We start from the raw sequence: 17028 nt of genomic DNA, 5'->3' as shown, positions 1-17028 counted from the left end.
GGCCCTCAACTCGCCGAGCCCGGAACACAGTTCGGACCCCAGTTCGGGACCCAGTCCGGAACCCAGGCGCCGGGCGCGGCCGGGCTCGCGGCCGCCGCCAGGTGGGCGTGCAGGGCCGGGAGGGCGGGGTGCGGGTTGTCCCGGTGCTGGAGCAGCGAGTGCGGGTAGACCGGGACGGGGTCGGTGACCGGGATGCGGCGCAGTCCGTACGTCGTGGGCCAGACCAGGCGGGTGTCCTCGCCCATGAAGGTGGCCAGGGCGGGGGTGTCGGCGATGGTGTCGAGCAGGGCGTCGGAGCCGAAGTTGGGGCCGGTGGACTCGATGGTGAGGCCGAACTCGGCGGCCAGCGCAGCGTAGTAGGCGCCCCACTCGCTGCCGGGGAGGATGCCGGGCATCCAGATCCGGTGCCCGGCGAGGTCGGCGAGCCGGACCGAGCGGGCGGCGGCCAGCGCGTGGCCGGGGCCGGTGAGCAGGTCGAGCGGTTCGTCGACGACCCGGGTGGCGGTGAGGTCCTCGGGCAGCGGGAGGCCGGGCGCGGCGACGGCCCGGAAGGAGGCGTCGACGGCGCCGGAGCGCAGGGCGGCGACGGCGCTCTCGATGTCCAGCAGCATGACGATGTCCAACTCGACGCCGGGGTGGGCGCGGTGGAAGGCCCGCATCAGCCGGGAGGCCGCGCCGCGCGAGTTGATCACGTCCACCCGCAGCGGTCGGCCGCCGGGCCGGACGGAGGCGGCGGCGCGCTCGGCGGCCCGGAGCAGTTCGCGGGCGTGCGGCAGGAAGGCCTGGCCGTCGACGGTAGGTTCGGCGCCGCGCGGGGTGCGGGCGAACAACCGGACGCCGAGGTCGCGTTCGAGGCCCGCGATGCGCTTGGAGACGGCCTGCTGGGTGATCGCCAGGTCGGTCGCGGCCTTCTGGAACTGGCCCGCCTCCGCGACGGCGACGTAGGTGCGCACGGCTTCGAGGTCCATGGCGGCCACCCTACTGAACAATGCCAGGTTGTGGCCAGCTCGGTCCCGGGTGGAACGAACTGCGAAAACGCCCGCCACCTACACAACCAAAAGTTGTGCGGAAGCTCCCGAAGAGGATTGGCGCGAACCGTTCCCCGCGCACCTGGCGTTCCGGCGGGGAGGGCCCGGGATTCAGCCCGCGTACACGCCGTTTCCACGTCGGGTCGCCAGAGTTCCGGCCCGTGCCCAACTCACACTCGCGTGTCGGCGTCGCCTCCGTGTGCGCCGCGTCCCTGACCTTCTCCGGCCTGCTCGTCACCGGCCTGCTCGCCGCGCAGCCCGCCGCTGCCGCGGACCCGGCCGGGTACCAGAACGTGCGCATCAACGAGGTCACCTCCTCCGGCAACGACACCGTGGAGCTCTACAACAGCGGCCCGACGGCGGTGAGCATCAGCGGCTGGAAGATGGCCGACGACGGCTTCTCCCCGCAGTCCTTCAGCCCGTCCGCGAGCAGCATCCCGGCGGGCGGCTTCGTCACCTTCAACTCGCCCAAGGGGTTGGGCGATTCGGACAAGGTGGTGATCTACACCTCCGGCGGCACGGTGGTCGACCGGGTCGACTGGGCCACCAACGCGGCCAAGCCCGCGATGGCGCGCTGCGGCGGCGACGGCACCGGCGCGTGGGTGACCACCACCACCGCCACGACCTTCGGTGCGGCGAACGCGGCGGGCTGCCCGGCGAGCGTCCCGGCCGCGAGCAAGGTGGTGGTCAACGAGGTCGGCTCGGACGGTTCCGACACCGTCGAGCTGTACAACGGCGGCACCAGCGCCGTCAGCATCGGCTCGTGGAAGTACGTGGACGGCGACACCTCGCACGGCGCGGCGTCGATCTCCTCCTCCGCGCCGAGCGCGACCAGCATCCCGGCGGGCGGCTACGTCACGTTCAACTCGACCATCGGCCTGGGCGGCAACGACTCGCTGTTCCTGCTCGACGGCAGCGGCAACACCGTCGACTCGACCACCTGGGCCGCCGCGGGCGCCTCGCCCTCCGACGAGCGCTGCGCCACCGGCTTCCAGACCTCCGCGAACGCCACCTTCGGCGCCGTGAACTCCTGCTCCGGCAGCACCCCCGGCGGCGGCACGGGCGGCGGCGGCACGGGCGGCACCGGCCACCTGCTCGGCGGCGGCGGCTCGCTCACCAGCGGCTGCACCCCGGAGGCCCCGAGCGGCACCGGCGCCACCCCGTCCGGCACCCTGTCCTGGCCCGGCGGCCTCGACGTCACCATCGCCGACAACGTCTGCGCGTTCACCACCTCCACCGGCCCCGAGGGCCGCGACGTCAGCGGGCTGGCCTTCGACCCGGCCGACCCGTCCGTGCTGTGGGCCGCCAAGAACAAGAACTGGCTGTACAAGCTGGTCAAGATCAACGGCAAGTGGGTCCCGGACGCGACCTGGAGCGCGACCGGCAAGCAGATCCGCTTCGCGGGCGGTACCGGCCAGCCCGACTCCGAGGGCCTGACCGTCGGCGGCAACGGCCACCTCTACGTGACCTCCGAGCGCGACAACAGCAACAACACCGTGCCGAAGGACACCGTCATGGAGTTCGACCCGGCCGCCACCGGCAGCGTCCTCACCCCGCTGCACCAGTGGGACATGACGGCGCAGTTCCCGCAGCTGAACACCGGCAGCAAGGACGACGCCAACCTCGGCTTCGAGGGCGTCGGCTTCATCCCCGACGGCTGGCTGACCGCCAACGGCTGGACCGACCCGCTGACCGGCGCCGCCTACGACCCGGCCGACTACCCGCTGCACGGCGGCGGCCTGTTCTTCGCCGGTCTGGAGTACGACGGCACCCTGCACGTCTACGGCCTCAACTCGGACGGCAGCTTCACCACCTTCGGCACCGTCTCCACCGGCAAGCCGGGCGTGATGGACGTGACCTACGACGCGGGCACCCAGCGCATCGTCGCCACCTGCGACAACACCTGCGGCGAGACCCACACCTTCCTGAAGGTCAACGCCTCCGGCGCGATCGTCCCGGACGTGACCTACACCAACCCCGCTGTGATGCCGGTCGACAACCTGGAGGGCTTCGCCCTCGCACCGACCTCCACCTGCGCGAACGGCTTCCGCGAGGCGGTCTGGAGCGACGACGGCATCTACGGCTCCGGCTCCGGCACCCCCGCGTACGGGCACGCCCTCTACAGCGGGACGTTCCCCTGCTGACGGACCGCCACCGAGCTCACCGTCCGGGCCCCGACCGCACCCCGCGGCCGGGGCCCGGCCGCGTCCCCGCAACTCCCGGTGCCCGCACCGCCGAAGACCCGCCGGAACGAATCCCGGCGGAGCACATTCCGCCGGAGTGCTGCGGAGAGCACCCCCGGCGGCGCAGGATGGACGGCATGCAGATGGACCGGGTCGGACTGGCGGACTTCCTCCGCCGCTCCCGCGAACGGCTGCGGCCGCAGGACGCCGGACTGCCCGACGGGCCCCGGCGCCGCACGCCCGGCCTGCGGCGGGAGGAACTCGCCCAACTCGCCGGGGTGTCGGCCGACTACGTGATGCGGCTCGAACAGGCCCGCAGCTCGCAGCCCTCGCCCCAGTTGCTGGGCGCGCTCGCCCGGGCCCTGCAGCTGACCGGCGACGAGCGCGACCACCTGCACCTGCTCGCGGGCCACCGCCCGCCGGAGGGCCCGACCGCCGGGCAGCACGTCCGCCCCGCGCTGCGCTACCTGCTCGACCGGCTCGGCGACACGCCCGCCCAACTGCTCACCGACCTCGGCGACCTGCTGCTCCAGAACGCCCTGGCCGAGGCCCTGTTCGGCTGCGTGTGCACGGTCGCCGCGCCGGACCGCAACATCGTCTGGCGGTGGTTCACCGAGCCGTCCGTCCGGGAGGCGTACCCCGCCGACGAGCGCGAACCGCTCGGCCGCCTGCACGCCGCGGAGCTGCGCGCCGCCGCCACCCGCCGCGGCTTCGACCCGCCCGCCCGCGCCCTGGTCGACCGGCTGACCGCGGCCAGCGAGGAGTTCGCCGGGCTCTGGCAGCGGCACGAGGTCGCGGTGCGCCGGACGAGTCGGCTGCGGGTGCGCCACCCGGACGTCGGGCCGATCGAGTTCGACTACGAGCTGCTGCAGACCCAGGCCGCGGACCAGCGGCTGCGCCTGTTCACGCCCCCGCCCGACGCCACCGGCAGCCTGGACGCACTGGCCCGGCTGCGGGAGATCGGCCCGGCGACCGCGCACCGCAGCCACCGCTGAACAGCCGCCGGGTAGCACTCGGACGCGGTGTCGGAGGTCAGCGGTCGGCCTGCTCCGCCCCGGCCGGCTTGCTGGAGAGCACCTCGCGCGCCTGCTCGGCCGCCCGCAGCAGTCCTTCGGAGAGGTAGTCGAGGAACCGGGCCACGTTCTCCAGTCGCGCCCCGGCGGGGCTGGCCGGACCGAGGACGGCGACGCCCTGGCGGGCGGTGGCGGCCACCGCGGTGTTGGCGTGGGCGCTCGCCACCGCGGACTGGTACCAGATCTCGTCGTCCACCAGGTAGCGCTCGCGGCGGCGCTCGTCGCGCTCCCGGCGGACCATCGACTGCTCGTCCAGGAAGGCCACCGCCTTGGACACCGACGCCGGGCTGACCTGCAGGCGCCGGGAGAGTTCGGTGGCGGTCAGGCTGCCGGAGTCGGTGAGCAGCAGCGCGGCCAGCACCCGGGCGGGCATCCGGCTCATGCCGGAGTGCATGAAGACGGTGGTGATCGCCTCCTCGAAGGCGTCCACCGCCGCGGGGTCGCGCCCGTCGGCCGGACGGTCGGCCGAGCGGTCGGCCGGGAGCGGGCCGCGGGCCGGTGCGGCCCGGCGGTGGGCGCGGCGCTCGGCGGCGCGGTGCGCGAGGTCGGCCCGGTAGCCGGTCGGGCCGCCGTTGCGCATGACCTCGCGGGTGACGGTGGAGGTCGGACGGTCGATCCGGCGGGCGATCTCCGCGTAGGCGAGGTCCTCGGCCAGGCCCAGGGCGATCTGCTGGCGTTCCTGCTGGGTGAGCCTGCCTCCCGGCATCGGGGCCCCCTTCTGCGACATGTGGCGTTTCCGCGTCCAGCATAGCGTTCAGCTTCACTCCATTGCAACGAATCGCACTTCTGACGTTGCGTTATCTTCAGAATCATTGCAACGATTTACCCGCTCCCACCTGCTGTTATGCATTTCAATTGCAACAAGCACGTTGCCTGATCCTTGAACGCAACGTAGCGTTTCCAACGTCAGAAACGAAGCAGCGCACCACCCGGAACCCACAGGGAGCACACCGTGCAGAAGTTCGACACCCCCGCCCCGGTCACCGTCGTCCTGGACGTCCCGGCCGGTCTGGTCCACTTCATCGCCGCCGACCGCACCGACACCGTGGTCGACCTGCGGCCCGCCGACCCGGCCAAGGGCCGCGACGCGAAGGCCGTCGAGCAGACCGAGGTCAGCTACGTCGACGGCGTGCTGCGGATCGTCACCGACTCCGCCGCGCACCGCCTGATCGGCCCGTCCGGCGCGCTGGAGGTCACCGTGCGGCTGCCCTCCGGCTCGAAGGTCGAGGCGAAGAGCGCGGACGCCCGGCTCCGGGGCGTGGGACGGCTCGGCGACGTCTCCTTCGAGAGCGCCCGGGGCAGCGTGAAGCTCGACGAGGCCTCCGCCGCCAGCCTCACCCTGCAGGACGGCAGCATCGAGGTCGGCCGCCTCACCGGCCCCGGCGGCCTCAGCACCCAGCGCGGCGACCTGACCGTCACCGAGGCGGTGCGCGGCCCGCTCGACCTCACCACCCGGTCCGGCTCGATCTCGGTCGGCGTGGCCCGCGGCGTCTCCGCCGCGCTGGACGCGGGCACCGGCCACGGCCGCATCCACAACGCCCTGCGCAACGCCGACGACGCCCCCGCGGTCACCATCCGCGCCACCACCGCGCACGGCGACATCTCCGCCGCCACCGCCGCCTGACCCGCCCGCCCCATCCGTCCATTCGCGGCACCGGCGCCGCCCGCCGAGGCGGCGCCGCCCCGCCCCGCAGCACCGGCACCGCCTGCGCCACCCACCCCACCACCCCACCTCCACAGGGAGCACCCCATGACCGGCTTGGCCATCGCGGCGAGCGGGCTGCGCAAGTCCTACGGCGACAAGACCGTGCTGGACGGCGTCGACCTCGCCGTCCCCACCGGCAGCGTCTTCGCCCTGCTCGGCCCGAACGGGGCCGGCAAGACCACCGCCGTCAAGATCCTCTCCACCCTGGTCCGCCCCGACGCCGGACAGGTGAGCGTCGGCGGCCACGACCTGGCCACCGCACCGCAGCAGGTCCGCGCCGCGATCGGCGTCACCGGGCAGTTCTCCGCCGTCGACGGCCTGATCACCGGCACCGAGAACATGCTGCTGATGGCCGACCTGCACCACCTGCCCAAGGCCGAGGGCCGCAGGGTCGCCGCCGAGCTGCTGGCCCGCTTCGACCTCACCGACGCCGCCGGCAAGCCCGCCTCCACCTACTCCGGCGGCATGAAACGACGCCTCGACATCGCCATGACCCTGGTCGGCGACCCCAGGATCATCTTCCTCGACGAGCCCACCACCGGCCTCGACCCCCGCAGCCGCCACACCATGTGGCAGGTCATCAGGCAGCTGGTCGCCGACGGCACCACCGTCTTCCTCACCACCCAGTACCTGGAGGAGGCCGACCAGCTCGCCGACCGGATCGCCGTCCTGCACGACGGCACCATCGCCGCCGAGGGCACCGCCGCGGAACTCAAGCGCCTCGTCCCCGGCGGCCACGTCCGCCTGCGCTTCACCGACCCCGCCACCCACCGCGCCGCCGCCGACGCCCTGCCCGAGGCCGCCCGCGACGACGACGCCCTGACCCTCGACGTCCCCAGCGACGGCAGCCAGCGCGCCCTGCGCTCCGTCCTGGACCGCCTCGACACCGCCGGGGCCGAGGCCGACGAACTCACCGTCCACACCCCCGACCTCGACGACGTCTTCTTCGCCCTCACCGGCGCCCCCGCCATCCCCGCGCAGACCGGCACCGCCACCGACGCCTTTGAGGAGAACGCCCGATGAGCAGCCAACTCGCCCTCGCCGTCCGCGACTCGTCCACCATGCTGCGGCGCAACCTGCTGCACGCCCGCCGCTACCCGTCGCTCACCCTGAACCTGCTGCTCACCCCGGTGATGCTGCTCCTGCTGTTCGTCTACATCTTCGGCGGCGCGATGAGCGGCGGCGCGGGCCGCTCCGCCTACGTCTCCTACCTGGTGCCCGGCATCCTGCTGATGACCGTCGGCTCGACCGTGATCGGCACCGCCGTGTCGATGGCCACCGACATGAACGAGGGCATCGTCGCCCGCTTCCGCACCATGGCGATCCACCGCGACTCGGTGCTCTTCGGCCGGGTGGCCGGCAGCGTGCTGCAGTCGGTGGCCAGCGTGGTGCTGGTCGGCCTGGTCGGAGCGGCCGTCGGGTTCCGCCCGCACGGCGCCACCGCCCTGGAGTGGCTGGCCGCGTTCGGGCTGCTCGCCCTGTTCTCCCTCGCCCTGACCTGGATCGCCGTCGGCATGGGCCTGGGCAGCCCCAACGCGGAGGCCGCCAGCAACGCCGCGATGCCGCTGATCCTGCTGCCGATGATCTCCAGCGCCTTCGTCCCGCTGCACTCGATGCCCGGCTGGTTCCAGCCGATCGCCCAGTACCAGCCCTTCACCCCCGCCATCGAGACCCTGCGCGGCCTGCTGCTCGGCACCCACATCGGCAACGACTGGTGGATCGCCCTGCTCTGGTGCCTCGGCCTCACCGTCCTCGGCTACCGCTGGTCCCGCGCCCAGTTCGACCGCGACCCGAAGTAACCCCCTTCCCCGCACCGCCCCCGGCCCTTTCGACGGCACGTCAAACCGCTTGTCCGACACCACTGGTGTCCGACAAGGTGAGGGGATGACGAACCGTCGAAAGGGCCGTGCCGCGTAGGCGCCCCTCGGACCTCCGGGTGCCGCCGCGGGGTTGGGGCCCGCCGCGCGGGTACTCGCGGATCGGCCGGCTCTCCGGCCCGGCGCACGCCGCGCCGGCCCGACTGGAGCGGGAGCGGTGGGAGGCGGGTGCCGTGGAGGTGGCGCTGCGGCGCTGGGAGTCGATCGCCCGGGCGCCCGGGCTCAGCCTGCCGCCGCTCTACCGGGACCGCTGCGGTCAACCGGCCTGCTGCCCCGAGCCCGCAGAGGCGCGGGATGTCCTGGAGCGGGCGGTGCATGCGCTGCCGACTCGTGCCGCACATGAACTACTGCTGCTGGTACGGGCGTTGGACGAGGAGATCCTCCGCCGCCGGTACCTGGTTCCGGCCGGTGGCCCGCCCCACCGCTGGTGGGAGTCGGGGCTCTGACCGGCCCCGGATCAGTGGCCGGACGCCCCCTGGCCCCAGACCGGGTCGAGGACGAGCGCGGTGAGCTGCTGGCCGTCCAGCACGGGCGGTCCGGCGTACAGCTCCTGGCCGCGGCCGGGCAGCGGGACGGTGCCCGACCCGGCCTCGACCATGGTGCCGTCGGTGCGGTAGAGGGTCGCCTGCCAGACCTGCTCGCCGCCCGCCGCGGCGGGCGGGAGGTAGAGCACCACGGTGCCGCCGTCCGGCTGCTTCGTGATGCTGCAGCCCTTGATGTCGCACGCGGCCGGTGCCCGGTGGCCCGTCCCGCGGTTGATGGTGAGCTGCACGGTGCCGGTCTTCGACCCCTTGACGACGGTGTACCCGGCGCCGATCTGACCGCCGCCCAGGAGCCGCCCGGGGAGTCCGCCCTGCTCGGCGGCCCGCTTCTTCTGCTCCTCGGTGAGCTGCTTCTCGATCTGGCTCAGGTCGGCGGCCCTGTCCTCGATCACGGACGGCTCGCCGTCCGCCCGGTAGCCCTGCGGGAGGCGGTCCTTGAGCAGCGCGGCGATCTCCGCCCCGCTGGCCGGCCCCGGCCGGACCGCCCCGCCGGACGCCCCGGAGGCGGAGGCGGACGCGGAGGAGGCGGAGGAGGCGGAGGCGGACGCGGCCGGACCGGCGCCGGTCGTGGCCGGCCCGCCCGAGAGAGCGATCCCGCCGAACACCGCGACCGCGGCGACGGCGGCGACGCTGCCGGTGACGGCGGTGGTGCGCAGCCCGCGGCGGCGGCGGCCGCGGTGCAGCAGTTCGGTGACCGGGGCGGGTCCGGCGGGGCCGTGCCGGTCGGCCAGCTCCCGCAGCGCGCGGGACATCTCCTGGTGCTCGGTGTCGTTCATCGGGCGGCACTCTCCTGGTTCTTCCATCGGTTCTTCGGCTGATACGGCGCGTGGCTCCCCGCCGGGTCCTCGGAGCTCTCCTCGTCCCCGGACGGGTTGCCGGCCAGGACGGTGCGCAGCCGGGCCATCGCCCGGGAGTGCTGGCTCTTGACGGTGCCGACCGAGCACCCGAGGACCGCGGCGGTGTCCTTCTCCGTCAGGTCCTCGAAGTGCCGCAGCACGACCACCGCCCGTTGTCTGGGCGCGAGTTCGCGCAGCGCGCGGTACAGCTCGTCGGAGTCCTCCGTCCCCGCCGCACCGCCGGAGGGCCCGTCCGGCGGTTCGGCGATGAGCAGTTCCCGGCGGCGACGCCGCCACCAGCTGATGTGGTTGTTGACCAGCATCCGCCGCAGGTAGGCGTGCGGATCGTCGGTCCGCATCCGTCGCCAGCGCACGTACAGCTTGACCAGGCAGTCCTGGAGCAGCTCCTCGCCCCGGTGCCGGTCGCCCGCGATCAGGATCGCGGTGCGCAGGTGCCGGGGCCAGGCGGTCGCGACGAAAGCGGCGTAGGCGTCGTCCTCGGTTTCTCGGCTCACACCGACCAGACGTCCGGGCCCCGGTGAAAGGTTGTCAGCCCTCGCACCGTTCCGTTCCGGGCTCCGCCGGGCGGTCCGCGCCACCCTGCGCGGAACCGAACCGCCCTCCCCCGCGGTCCTGTCGGCGACGAGTTCCCGCCGACCGCCCGGAGGCCGCACCGTGGAGATCATCGCCCTGATCCTGCTCGCACCGGCCACCTGGATGGTCCTGTTGGCGCTGCTGGTGTTCGCCGTCGGCGCGGCCTGGGACCGGCGGTGGCCGCGGGCGGCGGCCCTGGTGCTGTCGGGGGCGGCCGTCGTCGCACTGGGCCAGCTGCTGGATCCCCTGCTGGGGAGCATCGTCTCGGCGGAGGAGGGCGGTACGAACTCCTCCCCGCCCCTGCCCTGCCGGATCGACGGGAAGCCCGCCGAGCAGGTGGTCGACTACCGGGTCGACCTGTTCCCGGTGGTCGGCTTCTCCTGCGTGCTGGTCGACGGCTCCTCGTACGACACCGGCGGCGTCCCGCCCCGCGCGACGCCGCTGGCCGTCGGCCTGGCCGTCGCCGCGGGCGGCGCCCTGTACGCGAGCCGCCGCCGTCCCGCGGCCTGATCCGGGGCCGGGGCCGGGGCCCGCAGCCCGCGCCGGTGGCGGCTCAGGCCCACTGCTCCGGCAGGCCGAACGCGGTGACGTGCTCGGCGCCGAGGAAGGAGGTCAGGGCGGCGATCCGGCCGTCCGCGGCCAGGTCGAGGACGGTGACCGACCAGGCGGTGTGCACGGCCGCGTCCGAGGTGCCCACGTAACAGGCCACCGCGGGTTGGGAGTTGGCGCTGACGGGGACGGTCCGCCAGCTGGGGCAGCGGGTGAGCGGGACGGCGACGGCGAACTCCATGACGGCGTCCCGGCCGCGGTACCAGTGCGGCAGCGGCGGCATCGCCCAGGTGACGTCCTCGGTGAGCAGCGCGACCAGGCCGTCCGCGTCGCCGCGCTCCAGGGCGGTGCGGTACGCGGCGACGGTCTCCCGGACGCGGGCGTCGCCGAGGGTGCGCAGGACGTGCTGCTGCCCGGCTGCGGGCGCGGCGGTGGCGAGGTGGCGGCGGGCCCGGGCCAGCGCGGAGTTCACCGAGCCGGGGGTGGTGTCCATCAGCGCGGCGATCTCGGCGGCGGTGAACCCGAGCACGTCGAACAGCAGCAGCGCGGCCCGCTGGTTGCCGGGCAGTTGCTGGAGCGCGGCGACGAACGCCAACTCGACGGCCTCGTACCGCTCGTAGCGTTCGGCCGGGTCCTCCGGCGTGGGGTACGGCCCGAGCCAGGCGGTCTCGGTGTCCGGCCGGCCGTCCAGGACGACCCGGGTGCTGGCCGGTCCGAGGTCGACGGGCAGCGCGCGTCGGCCGCGCCGCTCGACGGCGTCCAGGCAGGTGCGGGTGGCGACGGTGTACAGCCAGCCGCGCAGCGAGCTGCGGCCCTCGAAGCGGTCGATGCCGCGCCAGGCCCGCAGCAGCGCCTCCTGCAGGGCGTCGTCCGCGTCGTGCGCCGAGCCGAGCATCCGGTAGCAGTGCGCGTGCAGCTCGCGGCGCAGCGGGGCCAGCAGCCGGGTGAACGCGGCGCCGTCCCCGGCCCGGGCCAGGGCCAGGTCGTCCCGTTCCGGAGAAACCTCGCTCATGGGCGACGATTCTGCCGCACCGCGCCGGTCTCCTCTTCGAACGGCTTTCCGTTCCCGAACGAAGGAGCTACCGATGACCAACCCCCCGCACACCGCCGCCTGGTTCGACCTGTCCTCCCCCGACGCGCCGCGCGCCCGCGCCTTCTACGGCGAGCTGTTCGGCTGGCCGGTGCACGTCCTGGACGGGACGTACGCGCTGGTCGGCGACGACGGCGAGGGCCGGCCGACCGGCGGCATCGGGCAGGCCGGGCCGGAGGCCCCGTACACCGGTTTCGCCGTCTACTTCCGGGTGGACGACCTGGACGCGGCCCTGGAGCGCGCCGTCGAGCTGGGCGGCGCCCGCCGGTTGGAGCCGCAGCCGGTGCAGGGCGGCGACCGCCTGGCGGTGTTCACCGACCCGGACGGCAACGCGGTCGGCCTGCTGGGCAAGTGACGCGCGGGGGCCCGGACCGTTCCCGGCCCGGGCCCCCGCCCACCAACGGCGTCAGCTCGCGGCGAGCAGCTCCAGGGTGTCGATGACCCGGTTCGAGAAGCCCCACTCGTTGTCGTACCAGGCGACCACCTTGACGTGGCGGCCGTCGACCCGGGTGAGCTCCGAGTCGAAGATCGAGGACGCCGGGTTGCCGGTGATGTCGGAGGAGACCAGCGGGTCCTCCGAGTACTCCAGCACGCCCGCCAGCCTGCCCGCCGCGGCCTCGCGGTAGGCGGCGAGCACCTCCTCGCGGGTGACGTCGCGGGCGACGGTGGTGTTCAGCTCGACGATCGAGCCGACCGGCACCGGCACCCGGATCGAGTCGCCGGACAGCTTGCCGTCCAGCTGCGGCAGCACCAGGCCGATCGCCTTGGCGGCGCCGGTGGTGGTCGGGACGATGTTGACGGCGGCGGCGCGGGCCCGGCGCGGGTCGCGGTGCGGGCCGTCCTGGAGGTTCTGCTCCTGGGTGTAGGCGTGCACGGTGGTCATGAACCCGTGCTCGATGCCCGCGAGTTCGTCGAGGACGGCGGCCAGCGGGGCGAGCGCGTTGGTGGTGCAGGAGGCGTTGGAGACGACGGTGTGCAGGGCCGGGTCGTACGCGTCGGTGTTGACGCCGTAGGCGAGGGTGACGTCGGCGCCGTCGGACGGGGCGGAGACCAGGACCTTCTTCGCGCCCGCGGTGAGGTGGGCGCGGGCGGCCTCGGCGGAGGTGAACCGGCCGGTGGACTCCAGCACGATGTCGACGCCGAGCTCGGCCCAGGGCAGGTCGGCGGGGTCGCGCTCGGCGAGGACCTTGATCCGGCGGCCGTCGACCACCAGGGTGTCGCCCTCGACGGTGACGGGGCGGCCGAGCCGGCCCGAGGTGGTGTCGTAGGCGAGCAGTCGGCCGAGCGCGGTCGGCTCGGTCAGGTCGTTGACGGCGACGACCTCCAGCTTGCTGTCGCGCTCCAGCAGGGCGCGCAGCACGTTGCGTCCGATGCGGCCGAATCCGTTGACGGCGATGCGGGTCATGGGTGGTGCCCTTCTCTGCGGCTCTTGCGCGGCGTTCCCGCCGGGTGGTGCTTCCACTGTCGCTCGCCGGGAGGGCCGGTGGCAGTGGCGCCCGTGCCACTGTTCGCAAGGATCGTGCCAGCCGTGGAAGGGCGGTCACCGGCCCCTGGTGAAGGTCCGCCGGTACTCGCTGGGCGTGGTCCCGAGGATCTGCTGGAAGTGCGCCCGCAGGTTCGCGCCGGTGCCCAGGCCGGTCTCGGCGGCGATCTGCTCGACGCTGTGCCCGGAGCGTTCCAGCAGCTCACGGGCCAGGTCGACGCGGGCCCGCAGCACCCACTGCATCGGGGTGTAGCCGGTGTCCTCGACGAAGCGGCGGGAGAAGGTGCGCGGCGAGACGGCGGCGTGCCGGGCCAGCGTCCGCACCGTCAGCGGCTCGTCCAGCCGGTGCAGCGCCCACTCGCGGGTCGCCGCGAACCGCTCGCCGACCGGCTCGGGCACGCTGCGCGGCACGTACTGCGCCTGGCCGCCGCTGCGGTACGGCGCGGCGACCAGGCGGCGCGCGGTGTGGTTGGAGGCGGCCACCCCCAGGTCGCCGCGCAGCACGTGCAGGCACAGGTCGATGCCGGACGCGGCGCCCGCCGAGGTGAGCACGCTGCCCTCGTCGACGAACAGCACGTTCTCGTCCACCCGCACCTTCGGGTACTTGGCGGCCAGCGCCCGGGTGTAGTGCCAGTGCGTGGTGGCCCGGCGGCCGTCCAGCAGGCCGGTCGCGGCCAGCGCGAACGCCCCGGTGGAGATCGCCGCCAGCCGGGCCCCGCGCGCGTGCGCGGCGCACAGCGCGGCGACCACGGCGGGCGGCGGGTCGTCCCGGTCGGGGTGCCGGTAGCCGGGGACGAACACCGACTCCGCCCACTCCAGCGCCTCCAGCCCGTGCGCCACGTGGTACGACAGGCCGTCCCCGCCCGCGACCAGCCCGGGCGCGGCCCCGCACACCCGCACCTCGTACGGCATGCTGCCGCGGGTGGAGAACACCTGCGCGGGGATCCCGACGTCGAGCGGTTTGGCGCCGTCCAGGACCAGCACGGCCACCCGGCGCAGACGAGGAGCTGACACCCCCACAGGGTAGGCGCCGTCCGTGCCGTGTCGTAGCCTCGCCGGGCAGCGTCGGAAGGGGACGGGAATGGACATCGCCGCGCACGTCACCGCGCGCACCGAGCAGTCGCCCGGCTGCCCGACCCGGCCGGTCCCGGTGGACTGGGCGGCCGTCGAGCACTGGCTCGGTCGCGAACTGCCGTCCGACTACCGGCAGTTGCTCGACGGGCACGGGCCGGTGCTGCTCGGCGACCACCTGCGGGTGCTCGGGCCGTACGTCCAGGGCGGGCGGTTCGACTACGGCGAGTGGCTGCACCGGCTGCACCGCGACGCCCGGATCGAGCTGCGCGAGCTGCACGGCGAACGGCGCCCGGCCGTCCACCCCGAGCCCGGCGGACTGCTCGCCCTCGGCGAGACCGGGGGCTCCGGCCGGCTGTTCTGGGACACCGCCGACCCCGACCCGGAGCGCTGGACGGTCGTCGTCCGGTGCGTCGACGACGGCAGCGGGGAGAGCGGCCCGCCCGGCTGGTACCGCACCGGCCTGACCCTCGGCGGCCTGCTGGAGGCCCTCACCGCCGGACGGGACGTCCCGCCGATCGGCCCGCGCCCCGCCGTCCGGGCCGCCGCCCTCCCCGGCGCCGCCCCGTGGACGCCCCCGCCGCCGCTGCCGCCCCGGCTCGACCCGGAGCAGCGCCGGTTCGCCCTGGAGACCGGCACCGGCCTCGCCGCCCTGCGCGTCCTGGTCACCCCGCCGGAGCGCCCCTACCTCGGCAGCGGCCGCACCTGGGCCTCGCTCGCCGCCGACCTCGGCACCGAACTGCCCGCCGAGTACCGGACGTTGATGGAGCTGTACGGCTCCGGCCAGTGGGGCGGCCACCTGCGCTTCCACACCCCGCTGCGCAAGGGGGGCGACGACTTCCTCGCACACGTGCGGACCACCTGCGAGGACTACCCGATCTTCCGCGAGGACTTCCCGGAGGACTACCCGCTCGCGGTCTGGCCGGAGCCCGGCGGCTTCCTGCCCTTCGCCACCGGCACCTACGGCGACGTCCTGGGCTGGCTCACCGAGGGCCCGGCCCCGGACCGCTGGCCGCTGACCGTCCTGCCCCGGCACGTCGACCAGGGCCCGCCCCTGCCGGGCGGCCTGGTCGACGTCCTGCTGGCCTGGCTGCGCCGCACCCTCCACGCCCCCGGTCTGCCCGCCTTCGACCAGGACGACGACCCGGCGGAGTACGCGGTCTTCGAACCGTTCGACGACCGCGCCCACTGGTGAGGCGCCGTCAGTAGGCGACCCCGAGGATCCGCCCGACGGTCTCCGGGTCGTCGACGGCGCGCAGCATGCAGTGCGCGACGTCCGCCCGCGAGACCTTCGACCCGCCGCGCAGGTTCTGCCCGTACGCGACCCGGTAGTCGCAGGTCAGCGGCCCGTCGGTGAGCCGGGGCGGGCGCACCACCGTCCAGTCCAGCCCGCCGGCCAGCACCACGTCCTCCATCCGGGCCAGGTCCGCGTAGTGCGCGCGCAGCACCCGCTTGATCGCCGGGGTCAGCACGTACCGCATCACCGGCCCCTCGCCCGGGTCGTGCCGCGGCGGGTGCGGCCGCTGCGGCGAGGCCACCGTGCCGATCGGCGCGGCGCTGACCACCAGCAGCCGCCGCACCCCCTCCGCCCGCATCGCCGCCGTCACGGCCCGCGTACCGGCCTCCGCGACGCCGACGCCCGCCTTCCCGACCGCCCCGAGCCCGGACAGCACCGCGTCCGCCCCCGCCACCGCCGCCCGCAGCTCGTCCGGGGAGGCGCTCGCCAGGTCCGCCCGCACCACCCGCGCGCCGCTCTCCCCGAGCTTGCCGGGGTCGCGCACCACCGCCGTCACCTCGTGCCCGCCCGCCAGCGCCTGCTCCAGCACCTGCCGTCCGATCCCTCCGGACGCGGCCACCACGGTCAGTTTCATCGCTCTCTCCTCGTCTCGCTCAGTTCTCTTCCGCAGCAACGGAGTTCACGCCCTGCAGCTTGTCCGGGTTGGTCACGAAGTAGATGTCCTCGACCTGCTCGCCGTCCGCCGCGAGGTCCAGCACCAGCACCGCGAACGGGGCCTCGCCGATGAACAGCACCGCCGACGGGTCGCCGTTGGCGGTGGCCCACCGCACCCGCACCCCCTGGGCCCGCGCGGCGTTGCCGACCAGCAGCCGGGCGACCTTCTCGCGGCCGTGCACCGGGTGCGCCCCGGCGGCCGTCGCCTTGCCGCCGCCGTCGGCCCAGAGCGTGACGTCGGGGGCGAGCAGCCGCAGCAGCGCGTCGAGGTCGCCGCCGCCGACGGCCGCCGCGAACCGTTCGGTGGCCTGCCGCCGCACCGCCGGGTCGGCCCGGTAGCGGGGGCGCCGGGCGCGGACGTGCTCGCGGGCCCGGTGGGCGAGCTGGCGGACGGCGGCGGGGGTGCGGCCGAGGATCGCGGCGGTCTCGGGGTGGCCGTACCCGAAGACCTCGTGCAGCACGAACACCGCGCGCTCCAGCGGCGTGAGCGTCTCCAGCACCACCAGCAGCGCGATCGAGACCGCCTCGGCCCGCTCGCCCGGGTCCTCCTCGGCCGGGGCCAGCAGCGGCTCGGGCAGCCAGGGCCCGAAGTAGCTCTCGCGCCGCCGGCTGATCTCGGTGCGCCGGGCCAGGGCGGTGTTCACGGCGGTGCGCACCAGGTAGGCGCGCGGGTGGAGGATCGGCCCGGCCCCGGTGGAGCGGTGCCGGTGGGACCAGGCGAGCCAGGTCTCCTGCAGCACGTCCTCGGTGTCGGCGACCGTGCCGAGCAGGTTGTAGACCATCGAGAACAGCAGTTCCCGGTGGTCGGTGAACACCTCGGTGGCCTCGTCCATCGCGCCCGTCTCCTCCGTCTTCCGCTTCCGGTTGCACCCCGAGAGTGGCGGATCCCCCGGGGTGTGACACGGAGGGCGGAGAAAAACGGCGAAAGGGGGTCCGGGCCGCCCGCGGCGGCCCGGACCCCCCGCACCCGCTGGCGGTCCGCCCCTGCGATTAAGGCCCTCCCCGGGCGGCCCGGTGTTGTGGGCCTGCCCCGCGTGCTGGGCGGT

At 74.6% G+C, this 17028-nt stretch carries 18 protein-coding genes; 9 read left to right on the top strand and 9 right to left on the bottom strand.

The annotated features are described in order from the left end of the window. Positions 1-5: 5 nt before the first annotated feature. Positions 6-968 carry a LysR family transcriptional regulator gene (locus tag ACFY00_RS23020; RefSeq protein ID WP_388033357.1) on the bottom strand — a complete coding sequence of 321 codons (963 nt, stop codon included), beginning with the start codon at positions 966-968 and terminating at the stop codon, positions 6-8. Positions 969-1189: 221 nt separating this feature from the next. Between ACFY00_RS23020 and ACFY00_RS23015 the strand changes: the two genes are divergently transcribed. Continuing rightward, entirely contained in the window at positions 1190-3172 is a 1983-nt protein-coding gene (locus ACFY00_RS23015) for a lamin tail domain-containing protein (protein WP_388033356.1), read from the top strand. A gap of 176 nt (positions 3173-3348) precedes the next feature. Then, positions 3349-4206 carry a helix-turn-helix transcriptional regulator gene (locus ACFY00_RS23010; protein WP_388033354.1) on the top strand — a complete coding sequence of 286 codons (858 nt, stop codon included), beginning with the start codon at positions 3349-3351 and terminating at the stop codon, positions 4204-4206. Between the two features lie 37 nt (positions 4207-4243). Here ACFY00_RS23010 and ACFY00_RS23005 read toward each other — a convergent pair whose 3' ends face one another. Continuing rightward, on the bottom strand, positions 4244-4990 hold the full coding sequence (locus ACFY00_RS23005) for a helix-turn-helix domain-containing protein (RefSeq protein WP_388033353.1): 747 nt from the start codon (positions 4988-4990) through the stop codon (positions 4244-4246). A gap of 246 nt (positions 4991-5236) precedes the next feature. Between ACFY00_RS23005 and ACFY00_RS23000 the strand changes: the two genes are divergently transcribed. The 4 genes from ACFY00_RS23000 (at position 5237) to ACFY00_RS22985 (ending at position 8312) form a co-directional block, all read left to right on the top strand. Beyond that, on the top strand, positions 5237-5908 hold the full coding sequence (locus tag ACFY00_RS23000) for a DUF4097 family beta strand repeat-containing protein (RefSeq protein WP_388033351.1): 672 nt from the start codon (positions 5237-5239) through the stop codon (positions 5906-5908). A 126-nt stretch (positions 5909-6034) separates the two neighbouring features. Next, positions 6035-7012, top strand: a complete 978-nt coding sequence (locus tag ACFY00_RS22995) for an ATP-binding cassette domain-containing protein (protein ID WP_388033350.1) — start codon at positions 6035-6037, stop codon at positions 7010-7012. After that, positions 7009-7788 carry an ABC transporter permease gene (locus ACFY00_RS22990; RefSeq protein WP_388033349.1) on the top strand — a complete coding sequence of 260 codons (780 nt, stop codon included), beginning with the start codon at positions 7009-7011 and terminating at the stop codon, positions 7786-7788. Before ACFY00_RS22995 ends, ACFY00_RS22990 begins: the two co-directional genes overlap by 4 nt. Positions 7789-7925: 137 nt before the next feature. Then, complete coding sequence (locus ACFY00_RS22985) at positions 7926-8312, top strand: hypothetical protein (protein WP_388033348.1); 387 nt, start codon at positions 7926-7928, stop codon at positions 8310-8312. A gap of 11 nt (positions 8313-8323) precedes the next feature. Here the strand turns inward: ACFY00_RS22985 and ACFY00_RS22980 are convergent, their stop codons facing one another. Further along, positions 8324-9184 (bottom strand): hypothetical protein, encoded by an 861-nt coding sequence (locus tag ACFY00_RS22980; RefSeq protein ID WP_388033347.1) that lies wholly within the window; start codon positions 9182-9184, stop codon positions 8324-8326. Then, complete coding sequence (locus tag ACFY00_RS22975) at positions 9181-9759, bottom strand: SigE family RNA polymerase sigma factor (RefSeq protein ID WP_388033345.1); 579 nt, start codon at positions 9757-9759, stop codon at positions 9181-9183. The genes ACFY00_RS22980 and ACFY00_RS22975 overlap by 4 nt, the downstream gene beginning before the upstream one ends. Before the next feature lie 160 nt (positions 9760-9919). On the opposite strand from ACFY00_RS22975, the gene ACFY00_RS22970 reads away from it, so the two are divergent. After that, positions 9920-10348: a hypothetical protein gene (locus ACFY00_RS22970; RefSeq protein WP_388033344.1), complete on the top strand. Its 429-nt coding sequence runs from the start codon at positions 9920-9922 to the stop codon at positions 10346-10348. A gap of 43 nt (positions 10349-10391) precedes the next feature. Here ACFY00_RS22970 and ACFY00_RS22965 read toward each other — a convergent pair whose 3' ends face one another. Continuing rightward, the gene (locus ACFY00_RS22965) at positions 10392-11399 is read right to left on the bottom strand and encodes a sigma-70 family RNA polymerase sigma factor (RefSeq protein ID WP_388033343.1); all 1008 of its coding nucleotides are present in this window, start codon (positions 11397-11399) and stop codon (positions 10392-10394) included. A 73-nt stretch (positions 11400-11472) separates the two neighbouring features. On the opposite strand from ACFY00_RS22965, the gene ACFY00_RS22960 reads away from it, so the two are divergent. Continuing rightward, positions 11473-11832, top strand: coding sequence for a VOC family protein (locus ACFY00_RS22960; protein ID WP_285734252.1), 360 nt, complete (start codon positions 11473-11475; stop codon positions 11830-11832). Between the two features lie 51 nt (positions 11833-11883). Here the strand turns inward: ACFY00_RS22960 and gap are convergent, their stop codons facing one another. Next, a complete protein-coding gene (gene gap, locus ACFY00_RS22955; protein ID WP_388033342.1) occupies positions 11884-12882 on the bottom strand; it encodes a type I glyceraldehyde-3-phosphate dehydrogenase in 999 nt (332 codons plus the stop codon). 135 nt (positions 12883-13017) lie between these two features. Then, the gene (locus tag ACFY00_RS22950) at positions 13018-13974 is read right to left on the bottom strand and encodes a GlxA family transcriptional regulator (RefSeq protein ID WP_388033340.1); all 957 of its coding nucleotides are present in this window, start codon (positions 13972-13974) and stop codon (positions 13018-13020) included. A gap of 67 nt (positions 13975-14041) precedes the next feature. Between ACFY00_RS22950 and ACFY00_RS22945 the strand changes: the two genes are divergently transcribed. Continuing rightward, the gene (locus ACFY00_RS22945) at positions 14042-15226 is read left to right on the top strand and encodes an SMI1/KNR4 family protein (protein WP_388033338.1); all 1185 of its coding nucleotides are present in this window, start codon (positions 14042-14044) and stop codon (positions 15224-15226) included. A gap of 7 nt (positions 15227-15233) precedes the next feature. On the opposite strand, the gene ACFY00_RS22940 is transcribed toward ACFY00_RS22945, so the two are convergent. After that, positions 15234-15902 (bottom strand): NAD(P)-dependent oxidoreductase, encoded by a 669-nt coding sequence (locus tag ACFY00_RS22940; RefSeq protein WP_388033337.1) that lies wholly within the window; start codon positions 15900-15902, stop codon positions 15234-15236. 19 nt (positions 15903-15921) lie between these two features. Then, positions 15922-16815 (bottom strand): sigma-70 family RNA polymerase sigma factor, encoded by an 894-nt coding sequence (locus tag ACFY00_RS22935; protein ID WP_388033336.1) that lies wholly within the window; start codon positions 16813-16815, stop codon positions 15922-15924. Between the last annotated feature and the right edge of the window lie 213 nt (positions 16816-17028).

The sequence above is a fragment of the Kitasatospora sp. NPDC001540 genome, from assembly GCF_042894345.1.
Lineage (GTDB): Bacteria > Actinomycetota > Actinomycetes > Streptomycetales > Streptomycetaceae > Kitasatospora > Kitasatospora phosalacinea_C.
This window is presented reverse-complemented; position numbering and strand designations above follow the sequence as displayed.

Excerpts from the sequence above, each read along its gene's own strand:
- ACFY00_RS23020 (WP_388033357.1), bottom strand. The coding sequence starts at position 968 with ATGGACCTCGAAGCCGTGCGCACCTACGTCGCCGTCGCGGAGGCGGGC.
- ACFY00_RS23010 (WP_388033354.1), top strand. The coding sequence starts at position 3,349 with ATGCAGATGGACCGGGTCGGACTGGCGGACTTCCTCCGCCGCTCCCGC.
- ACFY00_RS23005 (WP_388033353.1), bottom strand. The coding sequence starts at position 4,990 with ATGCCGGGAGGCAGGCTCACCCAGCAGGAACGCCAGCAGATCGCCCTG.
- ACFY00_RS22995 (WP_388033350.1), top strand. The coding sequence starts at position 6,035 with ATGACCGGCTTGGCCATCGCGGCGAGCGGGCTGCGCAAGTCCTACGGC.
- ACFY00_RS22990 (WP_388033349.1), top strand. The coding sequence starts at position 7,009 with ATGAGCAGCCAACTCGCCCTCGCCGTCCGCGACTCGTCCACCATGCTG.
- ACFY00_RS22980 (WP_388033347.1), bottom strand. The coding sequence starts at position 9,184 with ATGAACGACACCGAGCACCAGGAGATGTCCCGCGCGCTGCGGGAGCTG.
- ACFY00_RS22965 (WP_388033343.1), bottom strand. The coding sequence starts at position 11,399 with ATGAGCGAGGTTTCTCCGGAACGGGACGACCTGGCCCTGGCCCGGGCC.
- ACFY00_RS22960 (WP_285734252.1), top strand. The coding sequence starts at position 11,473 with ATGACCAACCCCCCGCACACCGCCGCCTGGTTCGACCTGTCCTCCCCC.
- gap (WP_388033342.1), bottom strand. The coding sequence starts at position 12,882 with ATGACCCGCATCGCCGTCAACGGATTCGGCCGCATCGGACGCAACGTG.
- ACFY00_RS22945 (WP_388033338.1), top strand. The coding sequence starts at position 14,042 with ATGGACATCGCCGCGCACGTCACCGCGCGCACCGAGCAGTCGCCCGGC.
- ACFY00_RS22940 (WP_388033337.1), bottom strand. The coding sequence starts at position 15,902 with ATGAAACTGACCGTGGTGGCCGCGTCCGGAGGGATCGGACGGCAGGTG.
- ACFY00_RS22935 (WP_388033336.1), bottom strand. The coding sequence starts at position 16,815 with ATGGACGAGGCCACCGAGGTGTTCACCGACCACCGGGAACTGCTGTTC.